Origin of the sequence: Phenylobacterium sp. (genome assembly GCF_028290885.1) — a bacterium.
Classification (GTDB): domain Bacteria; phylum Pseudomonadota; class Alphaproteobacteria; order Caulobacterales; family Caulobacteraceae; genus Phenylobacterium.
Genome location: NZ_JAQGIZ010000148.1, coordinates 1 through 19,750, shown reverse-complemented (window position 1 = coordinate 19,750; position 19,750 = coordinate 1). Strand labels below are relative to the sequence as shown.

The window sequence follows — 19,750 nt, the reverse complement described above, 5'->3', positions numbered from 1 at the left end:
AGCCGGTCAAGGTGACGGGCGCGCCGAGCCGGTCGCGCGCCCGCTGCACAAGCTGCGTCGCCTGGCCGAGCGAGACGCCGGGGCCGAGGTTGAAAGTCAGCGTCGCGGACGGAAACTGGCTTTGGTGACTGATTGACAGGGCGCTGGTCGCGGTCGGGTCCGCCTTGACGAACAGCGACAGCGGCACGGTCTTGCCGGTCAGCGGGGATAACAGGCGCACTGTGTTGAACAAGGCCGGCGTCGCCTGCTGGGCCGCGGGCGCTTCGAGCACTACGTGGTAGCTGTTCAGCTGGGTGAAATACTGCGTCGCCTGACGCTGGCCGATGAGGTCGTAGATAGCGGCGTCGATATCAAACGGCGTGAGCCCGAACCGCGAGGCCGCGTCGCGGTCGATGGTCAGGTTCACCGCCGAGGCGTCTGTCTGCTGATCCGAGCTGACGTCCGTGAGTTGCGGGATCTGCTGCATCTCCGCGAGCAATGCGGGCGCCCATCGATTGAGCTCGGTTAGATCGGGATCGGACAGGGTGTACTGCCACTGGGCGCGTCCCGGGCGGCCGCCCACGGTGATGTCCTGGTTCGACTGCAGGAAGGTCTGCACGCCGACCAGCCGGCCGAGCTTGGGCCGCAGACGTGCGATCACCTGGTCGGCCGTTTCCTTGCGGCCGCTGTCGCGAGACGTCAGCGAGATGGTGAGGTTCGCCTGGTTCGTGGTCTGACCGCCGACGAAGACCCCGATGGCCGTAATCGCCGGGTCCTGCCGCAGCACGTCGGCGACCTGTTCGATCTTGTCCTGCATCTTGAGGAAGGAGGCATCCTGCGAGGAGACCACGACGCCGCTGAGGCGGCCGGTGTCCTGTTGCGGGAAGAAACCGGTCGGCACGGTGGCGTAGAGGGCGATGGCGGCCACGGCGCTGAGGATAAACACCGCGAGCGTGATGCGCATGTGGCGCAGCACCATATCCAGCGTGCGCGCATAGCTGTCCTCGAGCTTCTTGAAGCCGTTCTCCAGTCCCCTGGTGAACCAGTTCGTGGGCGGCGTCGGCGGCTTAAGGAATTTTGCGCACAGCATCGGCGTCAGGGTCAGCGACAGGATCACAGACAGGACGACGGCGGCGCTGAGCGTGATGGCGAACTCCTGCATCAGCCGGCCGACCAACCCGCTCATGAACATCAGGGGCGTAAAGACCGCGACCAGCGAGACCGAGATCGACATGATGGTGAAGCTGATCTCGCTGGCGCCGGTGACGGCCGCGTCGAAGGGCGACTGGCCCTCCTCGATACGGCGCCAGATCACCTCCTCCATCACCACCGCATCATCGACGACGAACCCGACGGCGATGGTCATCGCCATCAGCGACAGGTTGTCGAGGCTGAAGCCAAACGGCAGCATCACGGCGGCGGTGGCCAGCAGGGCCAGGGGCACCACGATGCTGGGGATCACGGTGGCGCGCAGGTTGCGCAGGAAGAGGAAGATCACGATGACCACGAGCACGATGGTGATCAGGAGGGTGACCTCCACGTCCCGCACCGAGGCGCGGATGGTCTGGGTGCGGTCGGCCACGATGTGCATGTCCATCCCGGGCGGGATGTCGTGCTGAAGCTGGGGCAAGGCCGCCTGGATGCGATCGACGGTGGCGATGACATTGGCGCCGGGCTGCTTGAAGATGACCAGCAGGATGCTTGGGCCGCTTCTGAGGGTCGGGTCGGTGTTCGCCTTGCCGGGATAGGCCCAGGCGCCGACCTGGTTGTTTTCGACGCTATCGATGGCGTCGCCGAGGTCCTTGACCCGAACCGGGGCGCCGTTGGTGCTGTTGTAGCCGACGATCAGCTGGTTCCAGGTCGCCGCTTCGAGGATCTGATCGTTGGCGTAGACGGTGTAGTTCTTCTGCGGTCCGTTGATCACGCCCTTGGGGGCGTTCACCGTGCCGAGGGTGATCGCAGTCCTTATGCTGTCGAGTTGGATGCCGCGCGCCGCCGCCCTGCGCGGATCGATCTGTATGCGAACACTCGGCTTGCGCTGGCCGCCGATATTGACCTGGCCGACCCCGCTGATGCGCGAGATCTGCTGCGCCAGGATGCTGTCGGCATAGTCGCTGACCTTGCTGATCGGCAAGGTGTCGGATTGCAACGCAATCAGCATCACCGGCGCGTCCGCCGGGTTGACCTTCCGGAAGGTTGGCGGACTGGGCAGGTTGGTGGGCAACTGGCCGCTGGCCGCGTTGATCGCCGCCTGCACGTCCTGGGCGGCGGAGTCGACATTTCTCGACAGATCGAACTGCAAGGTTACCTGCGTCGAGCCAAGCACGCTCGTGGACGTGAGTTCGGTCAGGCCCGGAATCAGCGAGAACTGCCGCTCCAGCGGCGTGGCCACGTTCGAGGCCATGGTTTCCGGACTGGCGCCCGGCAGGGCGGCAGTGACCTGGATCGTGGGGAAATCCACCTCCGGCAGGGCTGACACCGGCAGGTTCACGTAGGCGACGATCCCGAACACCAGGAACGCCGCCGCCATCAGCGAGGTCGCGACCGGGCGACGGATGAAGGTGCTGGAGAAGTTCATTTGAAGACCCCCCCGCCGGGCGCCGCCGCCGGTTGCGGCGCGGACGGACGCGCCCTGACCGTCATGCCGGGCTTCAAGATCAGTTGCCCGTCGGTGACCACCACCTCACCCGGCTTCAGGCCCGATTGGATGATGGCCGTGGCGCCCTCTACCGTCGTCACCGTAACAGGCCGCACCGAGACCTTGCTGTTGGCGCCCACCACATAGGCGAAGGCGCCCTTCGGACCTCGATTGACCGCAGCGAGCGGAATGGTCAAAGCGCGCGGCAGGGTCTGCAGCACCAGCTGCACATTGACGAACTGACCGGGCCAGAGCTGGTGCGAAGGATTGGCAAAGCGCGCCTTGAGCGTCACCGTCCCCGTGGTCGGATCGACACGGTTATCGGCGATGCTCAGCTCGCCGGCGCCGAGCGCCTCGCCGGTCTCCTGGCTGAGCGCCTGGACTGCGAGGGGTGCGTGGAAACGGTTCGAGACACTGGCCAGGCGCTGGAAATCGCCCTCCGGCACTGTGAACGTCACAGCGATCGGGGTGATCTGGTTGAGGATCAGCACGCCGGTGGTGTCGGTGCTGCTCACTAGGTTGCCGGGGTCGACAAGGCGAACGCCGACCCGGCCGTCCGTGGGCGCGGTGATCCGGCAGTACTTCAGATTGATCGCCGCGGTCTCCACGACGCCCTTATCGAGTTCGACGATCCCTTCGTCCTGCTTGACCAGCGCGGCCTGAGTATCGAAGTCCTGGCGGGCAATGGAGTCCTGGGCCAGCAGTTGCTTATCGCGCGCCAACAGCACCCGGGCGACATCGAGCAATGCCTGGTCGCGGTTCAGCGCGCCCTGCGCCTGCTGCAGCGCAGCCTGGAAAGGCCTGGGATCGATCTCAGCCAGAAGGTCGCCGGCCCGCACGTCGGAGCCTTCCCGGACCGGGACACGCAACAACATGCCGCTCACCTGCGCTCGGATGGTGGCGCTGTTCCAAGCCTGCGCCGCGCCCAGGGCGCTTACCGTGAGGGGGATGTCCTGCACGGCCACCGTCGCCGTGGTCACCGCGACGGGAGGGGGACCGGGTGGCGGCGCCTTCTTGCGGTGGGTCAGCACCCAAGCCACCAAGGCGACGGCCACCAGCCCCAATACGATGAAACCCCATCGATTTCTTCGGCGAGCCGCCATCGCTCTCGGGTCCCTTGCCGCTAATCCGCCGTCAGATTCGCTCGGGCCACACAGCGCCCGTCTGGCACGCACTGCAGGTAACGCTGGGCCTGATAGTCCACCTGGCCTTCCGAAGGATGGCGCCGCATTGCACAATGGAAACGGTCAAGACGCGGCGCTGCGGTCGACTGAAGCGGCGGGCGCGTACAAGCGTCGTGGTGGGCGCAGCGCGTAAAGCCAGGCCGTCGGGCGTGCCCGCCGCACGCCTCAGGGGAGGCCGCCAACATCGGCGCCGATCGCCGCTTGACCGCGCAAGCGCTTCACAACCCTGCGTATAGCAACCCGCCTTCGCGACGGCCTGGCGGCGATTGATGGCGTCGTCCCAGGACATCGCAAACCGCATCCCGATCACGGGGCGGCCTGACCCTGGCGACCCTGATGAACACGTTTGACCTTACCATCGCCAACGTCGCCCTGCCCTACATCCAGGGTAGCGTTTCGGCGTCGTAGGATCGGGCGTCCAGGCGCAACGGCTCCTGCTGAAGCCGCCCAAGGCAAGGCGGCCAGCCCCGAGCCGGAGTTCCGGCCGGATTAGGCGGCCTCGCCCCTGTAAGCCCGCTCCAAGGTCGCAACGTCGAGCTTGCTCATCTGCATCATCGCCGCCATCGCCCGCTTGCGGCCCTCGGGGTCCGGGCCGCCGATGGTCTCGAACAGCGCCGCCGGCACCACCTGCCAGGAAAGGCCGAACCGGTCCTTCAGCCAGCCGCACTGGCTGGGCTGACCGCCCTCGACCAGCTTGTCCCAATAGTAGTCGACCTCTGCCTGGTCCTTGCAGTCGATGACGAAGGAGACGGCTTCCGAGAAATTGAACACCGGTCCGCCGTTCAGCGCGCTGATCCGCTGGCCGTCCAGCTCGAAGTCGGCGGTCATCACGCCGCCTCCCGGGCCACGCTGCACCGACAGCGCCTTCGAATTCGGGAACAGGGAGACGTAGAAATTCATCGCCTCCTCGGCCTCTTTGTCGAACCACAGGAACGGATGGATCTTCGGCATGTCGTCCTCCTTGGGGGCGCCCCGGGCCCATAGGACGCCGGCGAGGGCTCCGCGCCGACAACGCCCTGTGGATTTCTCGGCTAGCGCGCCGGTTCCGGCAGCATGGTGCTGAGTGTCTTGTCCTCGGCCCCGGCCAGGAAGGCGCAGACCAGGGTCGCCGGCTCCGTCGCCGAGACGTTGCGGAAGTAGCCGATCACCACCCCGGCCGGTTCGAAGGTCGCCTCGCCGGTCGCATAGCGGGTCTCGGGCGCGTCGCCGATCTTGGCCGCAAAGGCGCCGGCCTGGACGACGCAGACCACCGGCGCCGGATGCACGTGGCGCGGCATGACCTGGCCCGGAAGGAACTGCACGCGCATCACCTCCACCTGATGCACCGCCTTGTCCTGGGCGAGATTGAAGGTCGCGACCGGCTCGCGGACCGGGATCGCGGCGGCCGCGGCGGCGGCGAGCAAGGCGAAGATCATTCGGGGCGCCCCTTATGGCTATGCTTGCCCATGGAACCGAAAGTCGCGGCCGCGGCGAACGCTTTTTTCAACCTGAGGCCGGCAATCCGCGATAAGGCGCCCTCATGGATCGCCCGACCGCGCTTCGCCGCCTCATCGACCTGCCGGGCGTCGCCGACCTCGAATACCGCGCGCTCCTGAAGCGCGAGTTCGCCGAGCCCGAGGCCCGCGCCGAGCATCCCGAGATCGACTCGTGCTCGCAGAAGAATTTCGGCCTCACCGCCGACCAGGCCGAGGAGCATCCCCGCCCGGCCAGTTGGGACGGGGTGGAAAGCCTGCCGCTCGCGGCCCAGGTGGCGGCCTTCGAGGCCGAGGGCTGGGACGTCACCGACGACAAGCGGCGGCCGTTGCGGACGCTTGCCCACTTCAACCAGCAGCTCTGGCTGGCGCTTCGCGGCGTGGCGGGCTCGCTTCCCTTCCTGCCGGAAGACAATCGCCCCGACCCCTGGGGCTCGTCCCTGGCCGCCGAGGCCAAGCGCTTCCGCAAGCGCTAGGACGTGCGATGAAACCTCCGCCCAAGCGCCTCTCCGACCTCAAGGGCGGTTCGCCCCCCACCGGCGTCTACGCCCCGCCGACGCCCAGGGTCTCGCGCCAGAAGCCCGGTAAGGTGCTGAGCGCCGCCGAGCGCGCGGCCTTCCTCGCCGCCCGTCCCGACCTGAAGAAGACCTAGCACGCCGTCACGCGGCCTTCTCGACCAGCGCGGCCAGCTGTGCGGTCACCGTTCCCCAGCCGTCGTAGAAGCCCAACTCTTCGTGCCGCGCCCGGTCGGCGCCGTCCTTGTGCATCACACGGGCGACGTAGTCCGTGCCCAGCGGATGGTCTTGCAGCGCGATGACCGCCGTCATGAAGGGCTGCTCGGCGGGTCGCCATCCGCCGACCAGGGCGTTGGTGAAGACGATCCGCCGCTGATCGTCCACGGCCAGGAAGCAGCCGCTGACGTGCGGGGCGAAATCGGCGCCGTTCTCGCTGATCAGGGTGGCGAACGCGCCGCCGGGGCGCAGATCCATGTCCACGACCTTGCACCGGGCCGGCGCGGGGATCCACCATTGCTCGAAGCTCGCCGGATCGGTCCAGGCGCGCCACACCGCCTGCCGCGGCGCCTTGATCACCCGCGAGATCGTCAGGTCGAGGTCCGGGTTCACGGCTTCGGTCATTGGGACGTGTCCTTCTGCTGGGCGGTGACGAACTGCTCGAGCCGGTCGGTGCGGCCTTCCCACAGGGCGCGCTGGGCCGACAGCCAGGCCTCGGCGATCGCGAACGGCTTCGTCTGGATGGCGCAGGTCCGCACCCGGCCCTGCTTGCGCGTCCGGATCAACCCGCTGCCCTCGAGACAGCGGATGTGCTTCATGAACGATGGCAGGGCCATGTCGAACGGCTCGGCCAGCTCACCGACGCTCGTCGGGCCCTCGCCCAGCCGCCCCAGGACGGCGCGCCGGGTCGGATCGGCGAGCGCCTGGAAGACGCTGCTCAATGGCTCCGGATACTGTTCCATAAGGCTAAGTATCAGGGCCAGACACTTAGCTCAAGAGCTAACTAAGCCTTCTCGAACATCACGATCAGGTTGTTGGCCGGCATGCCGATCCGTTCGGCGAGGGCGAGGCCGTGCGCCCCCGCCAGGGCCGTCACCGCCGCAAGGTCGCGAAGACCCCAGGCCGGATCGCGGGCCTTCAGACTCTGGTCGAAGGCGAGATTGCTGGGCGCCGTTTCGACGTCCGCCTCGAGGAACGGACCGTAGAGGAACAGCCGGCCGCCCGGCGTCATGACCCGCCCTGCCCCGGCTACCAAGCCCTCGCAGGCGGCCCATGGGGAGATGTGGATCATGTTGATGCAGACGACCGCTTCGAACGGGCCCTCCGGCCACGACGCCAGGTCGGCCGCGTCGAGCCGCAGCGGCGGGGCCAGGTTCGCCAGCCCGGTCGCGGTTCGCCAGGCGGCGATGCTGGCCAGCGCCTCGTCGTCCCGGTCGCTGGGTTGCCAGGGCATGCCCGGCAGCGCCTCGGCCAGAAACACCGCATGCTCCCCCGCCCCGCTCGCCACCTCCAGCACCCGCGCCCCGGCCGGCAGCCGCGGCTGCAGGACCTCCAGGATCGGCTGGCGGTTGCGGGCCGTGGCGGGCGATGTCCGCGCGCCGTCGGGCAAGGTGTCGCTCATGGCTCAAGATTAGACCGGATCGAGCGCCAGCGCCGCTGATCGCTGCAACAGGGGTTCTGTATTGCCCCGGCCGCCGCAAAGCGGTTCTGTCACGCGCTTCAACGACGCGATAAGGAAACCACCATGGCCAACGGAAATCCGGGCTCCGGCCTGCAGCTGCGCTCGCTGATCAAGGCCAGCGGCGAGCTCGAGCTTTCCCTCGCCAAGGTCGACATCCCCGATCCCGGTCCCGACGAGATCCTGGTGCGCATCGAGGGTTCGCCGATCAATCCCTCGGACCTCGGCCTGCTGCTGGGCGCCGCCGATATGTCGACGGCCAAGGCCGCAGCCGGTCCGGTCGTCACCGCCGCCGTTCCGCAACAGTTCATGCGGGCGATGGCCGGGCGCGTCGACCAGTCCATGCCGGTCGGCAACGAGGGCGCGGGCGTCGTCGTGGCCGCGGGCTCCAACCCCGCCGCTCAGGCCCTGCTCGGCAAGGCCGTGGCGGGGATCGGGGGCGCCATGTACGCCCAGTACCGCACCCTGAAGGCCGCCGACGTGTTGCCCCTGCCGCCCGGCGCGACGCCGGCCGAGGGCGCCTCCTGCTTCGTCAATCCGCTGACCGCGCTCGGCATGGTGGAGACCATGCGCCGGGAGGGCCACACCGCGCTGGTCCACACCGCCGCGGCCTCCAACCTCGGCCAGATGCTCAACAAGATCTGCCTGCAGGACGGCATCGGCCTGGTGAACATCGTCCGCAGCCGCGAGCAGACCCACATCCTCACCGACATCGGCGCGCCTCACGTGGTCGACTCCACCGCGCCGACCTTCCTGGACGACCTCACCAAGGCGCTGGTGGAGACCGGCGCGACGCTCGCCTTCGACGCCATCGGCGGCGGCAAGCTGGCGGGTCAGATCCTGGGCGCCATGGAGGCGGCGATCAATCAGCGCGCCACGGTCTACAGCCGCTACGGCTCCTCGGTGCACAAGCAGGTCTATATCTACGGCGGCCTCGACACCCGGCCGACCGAGCTTGTCCGCAGCTACGGCATGGCGTGGGGCCTGGGCGGCTGGCTCTTGACGCCGTTCCTGATGAAGATCGGCCCCGCGGAGGGCCAGAAGCTGCGCGAACGGGTGGCGGCCGAGCTCAAGACCACCTTCGCCAGCCAGTACACCGCCGAGATCAGCCTGGCCGAGGCCCTGCAGCCGGACGTCATCGCCGCCTACAACCGGCGCGCGACCGGCGAGAAGTACCTGATCAACCCGAACAAGGGGATCGGCTAGGCGCAGGCGGCCTCGACGCGCCCATGCCTGACACGGCTTCTCCGAGCCCCCAGGACGCCCAGTTCCGCCAGGGCCTGCTGGCTGCAGGACCACCTGCTGAACCACGCCGAGATCACCTTTCGGAGGATCGCGGCCCGATGGCCGAGCTCGACCTCTGGCGCGAGCTTCTGGATGCGTATGACCTGACCGCGCCCTAGTGGCGGCTCGGGATCACTACCGGCAGGGTCTCGTAACCCTTCACGAAGATCGAATGGGTGCGCGAGGGCTCGGCGACGAGCTCGATCGTCGGGAAGCGCTTCATGATCTCTTCCCAGATGATGGTCAGCTGCAGTTCCGCCAGCCGGTTGCCGACGCAGCGGTGTATGCCGAACCCGAACGACATGTGATGCCGCGGCCGCTCGCGGTCGATCAGGTAGCTGTGTGTGTCCTGGACCGCGCCGGGGTCGCGGTTGCCCGTGTCGTACCACATCACCACCCGGTCGCCGGCCTTGATGGTCTTGCCGCCCAGCTCGACGTCCTGCGTCGCCGTCCGCGCCATGTGCGCCAGCGGGGTCTGCCAGCGGATGGTCTCCGAGACCATAGCTGGGATCAGCGTGGGGTCCTCGCGCAGCTTCCGGTACTGGGCCGGGTGCTTGTTCAGCGCATAGACCGAGCCGGAGATGGTGTTCCGCGTGGTGTCGTTGCCGCCGATGATCAGCAGGCCGAGGTTGCCGGCGTACTCGGCCCTGTCCATGTTCCGCGTCGACTCGCCGTGCGCCAGCATCGAGATGAGGTCGCCCGACGGCGGCGCGTTCACGCGGTCGTTCCACATGCCGGTGAAGCGGGCGACCATTTCGTCGAGCACTTCGCGCTTGTGTTCCCAGCTCTTCACCGGCCCGTGGCCGGGTGCGTTGGTCATCATGTCCGACCAGTAGGGCAGCAACTGCCGCTCCTCCTGCGGGAAGTCGAACAGCGTGGCGAGCGTCATCGCCGTCAGTTCCTTCGAGACGTGCTCGACCCAGTCGAACGCCTCGCCGACCGGCAGGCGGTCCAGGATCTGGCCGGCCCGTTCGCGGATCAGCGGGCCCATCACCTGCAGGTTCGAGGGCGCCACCACCGGGCTCACCGTCTTGCGCTGCTCGTCATGACGCGGCGGGTCCATGGAGATGAAGCTCGGCCGCGCGCCGCGCCTGGCCTGCTCGGCCTTGGATTCCAGGCTCTGCAAGGTGATGCCGTCGGCCGACGAGAAGGCCCCGTGGTTGGAATCCACCGCCATGATGTCGTTCCACAGCGTCACCGACCAGAACGGGCCGTAGTCCGGCGAATCCGTGCGGTGCACCGGGTCCTCGGCGCGCAGGCGCTCGAAGATCGGCCACATGGCGTCGGCGGCGAACAGCTCCGGCTGCGCCGGGTCCACCGCCTCGATCGGCTGTGCGTAGATTCGCGCCCGCGCCTCGGCCTTGAGGTCCACCGAACCGTCATGCATCGCGACCTCCCGGTCTTATCGTTGGGAGCATTCAGGACCCGAAGGCCGCGGCGCGCAAGCCAAACAGCATTCCTTGGGTGACAGCCTCCGCTTCAGTCGCCAAGACTTCGGCGATGCCCGCCGCTTCCGAACCCGCCAGCAGACTCTCGGAATCCCTCCTCGCCTTCTGGGCGGACGCGGGCGTGGACGCGATGCTGCTGGACGAGCCGGTCGATCGGATCGCGGCGGGGAAGGTCGCGCCGCCGCGAGCCCCGGAGCGCAAGATTGCGGCCGCCGCGGCCCCCCCGCCCGTCCGGCCGGGCCAGCCGGACGTCTCCGGCGCGGTCGCCCAGGCCCGGGCGCTCGCCGCCGAGGCGGACAACCTGGAGGCGCTGGTGGCCGCCATCGCCGCCTTCGACGGCTGCCCGCTGAAGTTCGAGGGCGCGGCCTCCCAGGCGGTGGTCTATCGCGGCGATCCCAAGGCGCCGCTGATGGTGATCGGCGAGGGGCCGGGGCAGGAGGAGGACCGTCAGGGCCAGCCGTTCGTGGGGCGCGCGGGCCAGCTCCTGGACCGGATGCTGGCGGCCGCAGGGCTTACGGATCGCGTATTGATCACCAACACCGTCTTCTGGCGCCCGCCCGGCAACCGCACGCCGACCCCGGCCGAGCAGGCCATCTGCGCGCCCTTCGTGGAGCGCGCCATCGCGCTCGCGAAGCCCAAGATGCTGCTGCTGGCCGGCGGCGCTTCGGCCAAGGCGATGTTGAAGAAAGATGAGGGAATTCTGTCGCTTCGTGGCCGTTGGTTCGAGTGGCGCTCGAACGACGGGAGCCTCGGGATTCCGGCCCTGCCGACGCTGCATCCGGCCTTCCTGCTACGCCAGCCTGCGGCGAAGAAACGCGCCTGGGCCGACCTCCTTATCCTTACGGAAAGGCTTGATCGGCAGGATCGTCCCGCCTAACCCTAGCTGTGGGGACATCGAGAAGAGGGCCGCGCCCGCCCGCATCAGGGAACGCGCGGATCAGACGACGGATGACGCTGAAGAAGCGCCTAGCGGGCCTTGCCTGCTCCGCCGCCATCGCCGCCGCCGGCGTTTGCACGCCTGCGCGCGCCGAGGTCCCGCAGGCGCTCACCCCTGACGACGCCCGCGCCTATACGGCGGCTTTCGACGCCACCGAGCGCGGCGACTTCATCGACGCGCAGATGCAGACCGCCGCAGTCACCGACCCCTCGCTGCTGGGATACCTGTCGTTCCGCGAGCTGATGCATCCGACGGCGCACGTGGCGGCGTTCGATGAACTGTCCGGCTGGCTCGCCAAGTTCCGCGACCTGCCGGTCGCCGACCGCATCTTCGCTCTGGCCTCAAAGCGCAAGACCGACCCGGCCGCCGAGGCCGCCCGGCCGCTGATCGCGCTGTCCGACGGCCCGTCGGCCGCCAACCCGACGCTTTCGGAGAAGGCTCGCAGGGGACGCGAGGCCTTCTACGCCGGCGACACCCGCCGGGCGCTGAATTTGGCTTCCGCTTCCGGCGACCGCTGGATCGAGGGCCTCGCCGCCTACCGGCTGAAGTCCTACGACCGGGCCCTGGCGGCTTTCGCTGACCTCGCCCGCGACGGCGAATGCGACGCCTGGCTGCAGTCCGCCGCCGCCTACTGGGCCGGACGTTCGGCCGAGGCGCAGAACGACGCCAAGGGCTCTGCCCAACATCTACGGACGGCGGCCCGCAATTCCGAGACCTTCTACGGCATTCTCGCGGCCCGCCAGCTCAAGCTCACCGACCAGGCCAGCCTTGCGCCCTCCGACGACCCCGTGGCCCAGCTCCTGCTCGCGGCTTACAAGGCGCCGGCCGCCGCCTCGTTCGTTGACCTTGGCCGGTTCGTCGCCGCCGATCCCCGCGCCCACCGCGCCGCGGCGCTGGCCCAGATCGGCCGCGGCTCCGACGCCATCCAGGAGCTGCGCGCGGGCATGGCGCTGGCCCGCACGCCGGCCGAGCAGCAGAACTGGAAGGCCCTCACCCTGGCGATGGGCACGTCCCTCGCCGACCGGGCGTCGCCGCCGAAGGGTTACGACCTCGACTACCCGACGCCGGAGCTGCAACCCCGCAACGGCTTCACCCTCGACAAGGCCCTGGTCTACGCCCTGGTCCGCCAGGAGAGCCGCTTCAATCCACAGGCCGTCTCCCCGATCGGCGCGACCGGCCTCATGCAGCTGATGCCCGAGGCCGCCGCGGCCGCCGCCGGCGACGATAAGCTGAAGGCCGACATGACCCCGCTGTTCGATCCCGCCTTCAACCTGCGGGTCGGCCAGGACTACTTCAGCTGGCTCCTGGAGCGCGGCGTCGGCCACGACCTGGTGCGGGCCGTGGCGGCCTACAACGGCGGCCCCACGACGGTCGCCAGGACCGCCCAGATGCTGGGCGACAATCCCGACAGCCTGCTATTGATGGAATGCCTGCCGGCCCAGGAGACGCGGATGTACGTCCAGCGGGTGCTGGCCGGCTACTGGACCTATCGCAGGATGTGGGGCGAAGCCTCGCCGAGCCTCGACGCCCTGGCCGCCGGCGACAAGGCCATCGACGAGCGCCTGGACCTAGGCCAGCCGGACCGCGCCGCGCCGCAGCTGGCCGCGCAGCCGCTTCAGATCGGGATGCGCTAGCGCCACCGCCGGCGCACGGCCCAGCAGGACGCCATAGGCCTGCCCTCCGAAGAAGCCGCCCTCGCCCACCAGCATGGCGTCACCGCCGCCACTGCGCAGATGCGTGGCCAGCGCCTCCAGCCATCCCGGCTTCAGCCGGATCTTCGCCGGCAGGATCAGCAGGCGGTCCGATCGCGCGGCCCTCAGCGCGCCCGCCAGGTCGTCGGCCAGCTCCGCCCCGGTCTCCTCGCGCAGCACCGCCAGCAGCTCCGGCGGACCGCCGCCGGCGATCAGCACCTCGCGCACTAGGCCCTCCACCGCCGCCGAGGTCAGCGCCGCCAGCAGCGCCGGCAGCCGGTCCCCGGCGTCAGCCGTCTCCACGATCACGGTAAGCATGCCGCCACAAACCCTGCGCCTGCGGTCGCGGTCAATGAGTTCTTGTTTTGTTCCGTCACCAGCGCTAGCCTTCGCGAGTGACCACCTTCACCCAACAGCTCTCCCAGGCGCCCCGGGGCCGCGGGGCCCGCACCAACGCCACCGGCCGCTACGAGGCGCAGGCCCGGGAAGCCTTCGACGACGGCTGGACGCCCGACGACATCGAGCCGGTGCAGCTGACCACCACGATCTCGCCCGAGAAGGCGATGGTGATCATCACCCGCAACGACAGCCCGGACGTCGGCTTCTCCGCCTCGATCAATCCCTACCGCGGCTGTGAGCACGGCTGCATCTACTGCTACGCCAGGCCCGCCCACGCCTACATGGGCCTCTCGCCTGGCCTCGACTTCGAATCCAAGCTGTTCTTCAAGCCGGAGGCCGCCCGGCTGCTGGAGCGCGAGCTCTCCAATCCCCGCTATGTCCCCGAAGTCATCCACATCGGCGGCAACACCGACCCCTACCAGCCGCAGGAACGCCGCCTGCGCGTCACCCGCCAGGTCATCGAGGTGCTGTCGCGATTCAGGCATCCGTTCTCGGTGATCTCCAAGTCGGGATTGATCCTGCGCGACCTCGACCTGATCGCGCCGATGGCCGAGCGGAACCTGGTGCGGGTGGCGATCTCGATCACCACGCTGGACCGCAAGCTGGCCCGTTCCATGGAGCCGCGCGCCGCCACGCCGGAAAAGCGCCTCGACGCGGTTCGGCGGTTGGCCGACGCCGGAGTTCCGGTCGCCGTCATGTTCGCCCCCTGCATTCCGGCCCTGAACGACCACGAGATGGAGGCGGTGCTGGAACGCGCCGCCGCCGCCGGCGCGCGCGGCGCCGGCTATGTGGCGCTGCGCCTGCCGATGGAGATCGCCGACCTCTTCCAGGAGTGGCTCGCCACCGACCATCCGGACCGCGCCGCCCGCGTCATGTCGCTGGTCCGCCAGATGCGCGGCGGCAAGACCTACGACAGCCAATGGGGCAAGCGGATGAAGGGCGAAGGCCCGATCGCGGCCCTGATGTCCCGCCGCTTCGCGACAGCCAAGGTGCGCTACGGCCTTGGGGAGAAGCTGCCGCCGCTGGATCTCGCCCAGTTCCGCGTGCCTCCGAAGCCGGGAAGCCAGATCGACTTGTTTGGATGACCTTGCCTTCCCCGTTCACGGGGAAGGGGGACCGCTCGCCCCCCGGGACCGAACGGAGGTCGGCCCGAGGACAGGCTCCGAGCGAGTGGTGGAGGGGGCGGGACTGGGCTCCGAGCTTGACCTCGCCCCCTCCACCATCGGCTCGTCGGCCGATGGTCCCCCTCCCCCGCTTCGCGGGGGAGGCAATCTACCTCGAAAACACCCCCACCAGCTCGATGTGCGGGGACCAGAGGAACTGGTCGACCGGCAGCACGCGATCCAGGGCGAAGCCGGCGTCGATCAGGGTGCGGGCGTCGCGGGCGAAGGTGGCGGGGTTGCAGGACACGCCGATGACCCGGCCCACCGCCGAGCGGGCCAGTTCGGCGGTCTGTTCGGCGGCGCCGGCGCGGGGCGGGTCGAAGACGGCGACGTCGGTCTTCTTCAGCTCCTCGGCCAGCACCGGGCGGCGGACCAGGTCGCGCGCCTCGGCGGTGACGCCGTGCAATCCCGGCGCGGCGGCCAGGGCGCCGCCCAAGGCGCGGATGGCCTCGGGCGCGAAGTCGGCGGCGTACACCTGGGCGACCTCCGCCAGGCGGAAGGTGAAGGTCCCGACCCCGCAGTAGAGGTCGGCGATCCGGCCGGCGCCGGCCGCCGCCTCGGCGACAAAGGCGGCCATCGCGACATCGGCCTGCGGTGTCGCCTGCAGGAAGGCGCCGGGCGGCAGGGCGACGACCGCCTGGCCGAAGCGCACCTGGGGCGCGCGGGCCTGATAGGCGACCTCACCGTCGATCGTCACCCGGGCGAAGTCGGCCTCCGCGGCGCGCTCGGCGAGCTGGACGCGGGCGTCGGCGGAAAGGCCGCCCGACTTCCGCTCCACGCCGGAGATGTCCACGTCGAGGCCGCTCGCGGTCAGGGTCACGTGCAGCGTCGGCGCCGATTTCGGATGCTCGAACAGCGGCGCGGCCAGCCGCTTCAGCGCCGGGATCGCCGCCTGGATCGCCGGGTCGGCGATCGGGCAGACGCCGATCTCCACCAGGTCCCAGGACTTCCGCGCCTTGAAGCCCAGGCGTGCGGTCTCGCGGCCGCCGCGCCGGGCGTGCAGCGCCAGCCGCCGCCGGGTCGCAGGGCCCGCCGCGAAGGGGGCGAGGATCTCCGTCTCGATCTGCTGGCGCGCCAGGGTCCCCGCCAGCCGCTCCACCTTCCAGGCCAGGTAGGGGTCGTGCGCCCAGTGCTGCAACGCACAGCCGCCGCAAGTCCCGAAATGGGGGCACGGCGGGACCACGCGGTCCTCGCTCGGCTGCAGCACCTGGAGCAACTCCCGCCGCTCGCCCGCTCCCGTCGCCAGCACCCGCTCGCCCGGCAGGGTGAAGGGCACGAAGGCCGGGCCTGGGGCCACGCCGTCGCCCTCGCCGCCGATCGTCTCGATGACCAGCTCGACCGGCGGGCCGGCCGTGCGCCCAGGACCGCCGCGTGGCTTATGGCGTCGCGCGCCAGGCTTCATGAGTGCGGCGTCATGGGGAATGGGCGTCCTCGTGCGAGAGCGGTAAGGCGGCATGAACGAAGATGAACGGACCACTCAAGCTCCGTTCAGCTTGGCTGGGCGACAACGAAACCCGAAGCCGCCAATAAGCCGCTCAGGAATTCGAGAGAGGGATACCCATGACCAAGTCTTCGACCTTCGCCAAGGGCGCCTTGGCCGCCGCGGCCGGCCTGATGGCCCTAGGCGCCGCCGCCGCGGCCTCCGCCCAGCCCTATGGCCCGGGCTACAGCAACTACGACCCTTGCCGCCGCGACGCGGGCAACCGCGGGATCGCCGGCGCCCTGATCGGCGGCGCCGGCGGGGCAGTGCTCGGCTCGCAGTTTGCGGCCAGAGGCCACCGCAGCGACGGCTCGTTGCTGGGCGGCGTGGTCGGCGCCATCGCCGGCGCGACCGTCGGCAAGAACACGGCGGCCTGCACCGACGGCCCGCCGCCGGCCTATTCCTACAGGGATGCGCCGCCGCCGCCGCCGCCCTCGGCCTATTACCAGCCGGAGCCCCAGGCCTACAGCGACGCCGACTACGCCCCGCCACCGCCGCGCTACGCCGAGCGCGAGACCGTCTGGGCCTATGGCCGCCACGGCGCCCGCCTGCGGGTGATGGAAGACCGCGTCGGCTCCGACGGCTGCACGGTCGCCGAAAGCCCGGTCTACATGCCGGACGGCCGCGTCGACCGCCGCTTCGTGCGGGTTTGCCCCGACGACAGCGGCCGCTACCGCGTCGTCGACTAAGGGTTTCTGCCGAGAGCACGCCCTGGCCGCCCGCGTCAGCGCGGGCGGCCATTCTTTTGCGCCCAAAGCAGGTATTCGCGGGCGCCGCCGCCGCCTTCGACCGGGCTGTCGATCGCGGCCCGGACCGCCCAGGCTACGTCCGCCAGGAAGCCCTTCACGCCCTCCAGGGCTTCCTCCCGCGCGGCCGGGTCCTTGACGAGACCGCCCTTCCCCACCCGCTCGGGCCCGACCTCGAACTGCGGCTTGACCAGGGCGACGAGGTCAGCGCCCTCGTCCGCCAGCTTCAGCGCCGCCGGCAGCGCCTTGGCGAGCCCGATGAAGCTCACGTCGCAGACCACGAGCTGGGGCGGCTCGGGAATTTCGGCGAGCGTCAGCGTCCGGGCGTCGACGCCTTCGAGAACCGTCACCCGCGGGTCGTCGATCAGGCTGGCGTGGAGCTGTCCTCGCCCGACGTCGACGGCGTAGACCCGCCGCGCGCCGGCCGCGAGGCAGACCTCGGTGAAGCCGCCGGTGGAGGCGCCGACATCCAGGACCACGCGACCTTCGACCGCGATCGGCCAGGTCGCCAGCGCGTGCTCCAGCTTCAGGGCGCCGCGCCCGACCCAGGGATGCGCCGGAGCCGCGTCGAGCACCGCATCGTTCGCCAGCAGTTCGGCGGCCTTCAGCACCGGCCGCCCATCGGCCATCACGCCGCCGGCCTCGATGGCGGCGCGGGCCTTGGCGCGGCTTTCGAACAGGCCGCGCGCGACCAGCAGGAGGTCGGCCCGGGTCCTCCTCAGGCGAGCGCCTGCTCGTCTTCGAACAGCTTCTTGAGTTCGTTCTTGAGGATCTTGCCGTTCGGATTGCGCGGCAGCACCTCGTGCCAGAACTTGATCGCCACCGGCACCTTGAAGGCCGCCAGCCGCTCGGCGACGTGGGCGCGCAGCTCCTCTTCCGTGGCGTGCATGCCCGGCTTCAGGGTCACCACCGCGCCGGGCTCTTCGCCGAGCGTGCGGTGCGGAATGCCGACCACGGCGGCGTCCATCACCGCCGGATGGTCGTAGAGGGCGTTCTCGACCTCCACGCAGTAGATGTTCTCGCCGCCGCGGATCAGCATGTCCTTGGCCCGGTCGATGATGTAGCAGAAACCCTCGTCGTCGAGCTTCGCCAGGTCGCCGGTGCGCACCCAGCCGTCGACGAAGGTCTGGGCCGAGGCTTCCGGCTTGTTCCAATAGCCCTTCACGTTCATCGGACCCTTGGACCACAGCTCGCCGACCTGGCCGGCGGGCAGCACGGTGACGCCGTCGGCCGCGTCGCGGATCTGCAGTTCAGCCACGGCCGCGGCCGGCCCGCAGCTGTCCGGGCGATTGGCGTAGTCCTCGCCGCTGTTGGAGGTCACGGTGGCGCAGGTTTCGGTCATGCCCCAGCCTTGCCCGGACTGCGACTTCGGGAAGGTTTCGCGCAGCCGACGCACCAGCTCCGGCGAGGACGGCGCGCCGCCGTAGGCCACCGCCTCCAGCGAAGACAGGTCGTAGTTGGTCCGCGCGGGGTGCTCGACCAGCTGCCAGGCGATGGTCGGCACGCCGCCGGCCGACTGGATCTTCTCGCGCTCGATCAGCTCGAAGGCGCGGATCACGTCCCACTTGTGCATCATCACCAGCTTCGCGCCGCTGAACAGGCTGGGGTTCAGGACCGCCATGCAGCCGGTGACGTGGAAGAAGGGCACCGAGATCAACGACGAGCGCTGTGGACCCTCGGGATCGGGCGCAGGCGGCGCCTCGCCCTTGCGCAGGAAGCTTCGCGCCCCGGCCGCGGCGGCGGTGAAGATGTTGGTGTTCACGCCGCGCTGGGTGGCCAGCGCGCCCTTCGGCTTACCCGTCGTGCCGGAGGTGTAGAAGATGGTGGCGTCGTCCTCGGGCCCGATGTCGGCCGCCGGCAGATCCCTCGCCGGCAGGTCCCTCCAGGCGCCTGGCGCGCCGATGACGTCTTCCAGCTTGGTCACCAGAGGATGGGCGATCTCCTCGCGCGCCCGGCTCACATAGACCCGCGCCAGCGCCGGACAATTGGGCAGGTGCTCGGTCATCCGCTCGTAGCGCTCGGCGTCCATGATCGCGATCTTGGTTCCGGAATCGGTCAGGCCGTATTCCAGTTCCGGGCCGGTCCACCAGGCGTTGAGCGGCGTCACTACGGCGCCCAGGGAGGCCGCCGCATAGAAGGCCGTCACCCACTCCGGCAGGTTGCGCATGATCACCGCCACCCGGTCGCCCTTGCCGACGCCTTGGGCGGCCAGCTCCGCGGCCAGCGCGGCCACGGCGCGGTAGAAGGCCTCGAAGCTCACCCGTTCGTCTTCGTAGACCAGGAAGATCCGTTCGCCGTGGGCCCGGCCCGCCTCGACCACCGCGCGCAGGCTCGGCGGCAGGTTCTTCCAGACCTTGGTCCGCACGCCGCGGATGTCGATCTCCTCGACCTCCAGCGGCGAGCCCGGCTGGGTGATCAGAGCGTGCGCCTGCGCAATCGACATGGCGGGCCAGCCGGCCGGCAAAACGGCCTCGGACATGCGTCGTCTCCTATGCTCGCGCGCAGGTCTTCCGCCCGCGCGGCGTCATAGGTGAACAACCATAACCCAGCGCCCGAGGCAAACGCCTACCCTTCCCATTTATGGGAAGGGGGGACCGTCGGCCGAAGAGCCGATGGTGGGAAGGGCAAGCGGCAAGCTCGGCGCCTGAGGCTTGCCCTCTCCACCGCTCGCTCTGCGGCGAGCGGTCCCCCTCTCCCGCTTCGTGGGAGAGGAAGGTGGCAAGTCAGTGCGCCCCGAACACCTGCATCACGTCGGTGCGGAAGGCGGCCTGGCTGGCCGGACGGCTGTAGAACATATGCCCGCCCGGATAGATCGACAGCTTCACCCGCCCCGGGTCGCCAGTGATCGGCATCTGGTCGATGACCAGGCGCGAGACGAAATAGGGGCACGACAGGTCGTCGTAGCCGTGGGCGATCAGCACCTTCATCTTGGGGTCGGCGGCGATCGCCTGGCGCAGGTCGGTGGTGGCTTCGGTGAGCTCGACGCCCTTCTCCCAGTTCTCGCCCACGTCGTAGCTGAGCGCGTTGAACCGGCCCTCGACCTTCCAGCCGACGACGCGGGTGTCGAAGTCGACCATGGCGCTGGTGGTCGGCGCGATGATGGCGTCGAGGATCGGGTCGCCCCGCTGGCCGTCCGGCG

At 69.6% G+C, this 19,750-nt stretch carries 20 protein-coding genes and 1 pseudogene; 8 read left to right on the top strand and 13 right to left on the bottom strand.

Features of this window, described 5'->3' with window-relative positions:
• From JWP28_RS10110 to JWP28_RS10095, 4 genes are all read right to left on the bottom strand, one after another.
• Nucleotides 1-2,557, bottom strand: a 2,557-nt coding sequence (locus JWP28_RS10110) for an efflux RND transporter permease subunit (RefSeq protein ID WP_299542631.1), incomplete at its 3' end; no start/stop codon positions are given.
• Nucleotides 2,554-3,648 carry an efflux RND transporter periplasmic adaptor subunit gene (locus tag JWP28_RS10105; protein WP_299542629.1) on the bottom strand — a complete coding sequence of 365 codons (1,095 nt, stop codon included), beginning with the start codon at nt 3,646-3,648 and terminating at the stop codon, nt 2,554-2,556. The genes JWP28_RS10105 and JWP28_RS10110, both read right to left, overlap by 4 nt.
• A 642-nt stretch (nt 3,649-4,290) precedes the next feature.
• Nucleotides 4,291-4,752, bottom strand: coding sequence for a VOC family protein (locus JWP28_RS10100; protein WP_299542627.1), 462 nt, complete (start codon nt 4,750-4,752; stop codon nt 4,291-4,293).
• An 80-nt stretch (nt 4,753-4,832) separates the two neighbouring features.
• Nucleotides 4,833-5,216: a cupin domain-containing protein gene (locus JWP28_RS10095; RefSeq protein ID WP_299542625.1), complete on the bottom strand. Its 384-nt coding sequence runs from the start codon at nt 5,214-5,216 to the stop codon at nt 4,833-4,835.
• A gap of 104 nt (nt 5,217-5,320) precedes the next feature.
• Between JWP28_RS10095 and JWP28_RS10090 the strand changes: the two genes are divergently transcribed.
• Nucleotides 5,321-5,749 (top strand): hypothetical protein, encoded by a 429-nt coding sequence (locus JWP28_RS10090; protein WP_299542623.1) that lies wholly within the window; start codon nt 5,321-5,323, stop codon nt 5,747-5,749.
• Nucleotides 5,750-5,757: 8 nt separating this feature from the next.
• Nucleotides 5,758-5,925, top strand: a complete 168-nt coding sequence (locus JWP28_RS10085) for a hypothetical protein (protein WP_299542621.1) — start codon at nt 5,758-5,760, stop codon at nt 5,923-5,925.
• A 7-nt stretch (nt 5,926-5,932) separates the two neighbouring features.
• Here the strand turns inward: JWP28_RS10085 and JWP28_RS10080 are convergent, their stop codons facing one another.
• The 3 genes from JWP28_RS10080 to JWP28_RS10070 all read right to left on the bottom strand — a co-directional run bounded on the left by JWP28_RS10080 (nt 5,933) and on the right by JWP28_RS10070 (nt 7,406).
• Entirely contained in the window at nt 5,933-6,409 is a 477-nt protein-coding gene (locus JWP28_RS10080; protein WP_299542619.1) for an SRPBCC family protein, read from the bottom strand.
• Nucleotides 6,406-6,726: a metalloregulator ArsR/SmtB family transcription factor gene (locus JWP28_RS10075; protein ID WP_299542616.1), complete on the bottom strand. Its 321-nt coding sequence runs from the start codon at nt 6,724-6,726 to the stop codon at nt 6,406-6,408. The genes JWP28_RS10080 and JWP28_RS10075 overlap by 4 nt, the downstream gene beginning before the upstream one ends.
• A 62-nt stretch (nt 6,727-6,788) precedes the next feature.
• Complete coding sequence (locus tag JWP28_RS10070; RefSeq protein ID WP_299542614.1) at nt 6,789-7,406, bottom strand: DUF938 domain-containing protein; 618 nt, start codon at nt 7,404-7,406, stop codon at nt 6,789-6,791.
• A gap of 123 nt (nt 7,407-7,529) precedes the next feature.
• On the opposite strand from JWP28_RS10070, the gene JWP28_RS10065 reads away from it, so the two are divergent.
• Both JWP28_RS10065 and JWP28_RS10060 read left to right on the top strand, forming a co-directional pair.
• The gene (locus JWP28_RS10065) at nt 7,530-8,669 is read left to right on the top strand and encodes a zinc-binding dehydrogenase (RefSeq protein WP_299542612.1); all 1,140 of its coding nucleotides are present in this window, start codon (nt 7,530-7,532) and stop codon (nt 8,667-8,669) included.
• Between the two features lie 23 nt (nt 8,670-8,692).
• On the top strand, nt 8,693-8,866 hold the full coding sequence (locus JWP28_RS10060; protein ID WP_299542610.1) for a hypothetical protein: 174 nt from the start codon (nt 8,693-8,695) through the stop codon (nt 8,864-8,866).
• On the opposite strand, the gene JWP28_RS10055 is transcribed toward JWP28_RS10060, so the two are convergent.
• Entirely contained in the window at nt 8,863-10,134 is a 1,272-nt protein-coding gene (locus JWP28_RS10055) for a cytochrome P450 (RefSeq protein WP_299542608.1), read from the bottom strand. The genes JWP28_RS10060 and JWP28_RS10055 overlap by 4 nt on opposite strands.
• 113 nt (nt 10,135-10,247) lie before the next feature.
• Between JWP28_RS10055 and JWP28_RS10050 the strand changes: the two genes are divergently transcribed.
• Nucleotides 10,248-11,072: a uracil-DNA glycosylase gene (locus JWP28_RS10050; protein ID WP_299542606.1), complete on the top strand. Its 825-nt coding sequence runs from the start codon at nt 10,248-10,250 to the stop codon at nt 11,070-11,072.
• A 71-nt stretch (nt 11,073-11,143) separates the two neighbouring features.
• Complete coding sequence (locus JWP28_RS10045; RefSeq protein WP_299542604.1) at nt 11,144-12,766, top strand: lytic transglycosylase domain-containing protein; 1,623 nt, start codon at nt 11,144-11,146, stop codon at nt 12,764-12,766.
• On the opposite strand, the gene JWP28_RS10040 is transcribed toward JWP28_RS10045, so the two are convergent.
• Complete coding sequence (locus tag JWP28_RS10040; protein WP_299542602.1) at nt 12,701-13,141, bottom strand: hypothetical protein; 441 nt, start codon at nt 13,139-13,141, stop codon at nt 12,701-12,703. The two genes, JWP28_RS10045 and JWP28_RS10040, sit on opposite strands and share 66 nt — an antisense overlap.
• Nucleotides 13,142-13,218: 77 nt before the next feature.
• On the opposite strand from JWP28_RS10040, the gene JWP28_RS10035 reads away from it, so the two are divergent.
• On the top strand, nt 13,219-14,307 hold the full coding sequence (locus JWP28_RS10035; RefSeq protein ID WP_299542600.1) for a PA0069 family radical SAM protein: 1,089 nt from the start codon (nt 13,219-13,221) through the stop codon (nt 14,305-14,307).
• 187 nt (nt 14,308-14,494) lie between these two features.
• Here JWP28_RS10035 and JWP28_RS10030 read toward each other — a convergent pair whose 3' ends face one another.
• Nucleotides 14,495-15,787, bottom strand: a complete 1,293-nt coding sequence (locus JWP28_RS10030) for an RNA methyltransferase (protein ID WP_299542598.1) — start codon at nt 15,785-15,787, stop codon at nt 14,495-14,497.
• Between the two features lie 158 nt (nt 15,788-15,945).
• On the opposite strand from JWP28_RS10030, the gene JWP28_RS10025 reads away from it, so the two are divergent.
• The gene (locus JWP28_RS10025; protein ID WP_299542596.1) at nt 15,946-16,554 is read left to right on the top strand and encodes a glycine zipper 2TM domain-containing protein; all 609 of its coding nucleotides are present in this window, start codon (nt 15,946-15,948) and stop codon (nt 16,552-16,554) included.
• 35 nt (nt 16,555-16,589) lie between these two features.
• On the opposite strand, the gene JWP28_RS10020 is transcribed toward JWP28_RS10025, so the two are convergent.
• The 3 genes and pseudogenes from JWP28_RS10020 to JWP28_RS10010 form a co-directional block, all read right to left on the bottom strand.
• The gene (locus JWP28_RS10020; protein ID WP_299542633.1) at nt 16,590-17,333 is read right to left on the bottom strand and encodes a TlyA family RNA methyltransferase; all 744 of its coding nucleotides are present in this window, start codon (nt 17,331-17,333) and stop codon (nt 16,590-16,592) included.
• Nucleotides 17,330-19,090, bottom strand: a complete 1,761-nt coding sequence (locus tag JWP28_RS10015) for a class I adenylate-forming enzyme family protein (protein WP_299542594.1) — start codon at nt 19,088-19,090, stop codon at nt 17,330-17,332. Before JWP28_RS10015 ends, JWP28_RS10020 begins: the two co-directional genes overlap by 4 nt.
• 244 nt (nt 19,091-19,334) lie before the next feature.
• Nucleotides 19,335-19,750, bottom strand: a pseudogene (locus tag JWP28_RS10010) (peptidase S10); the annotation flags it as partial.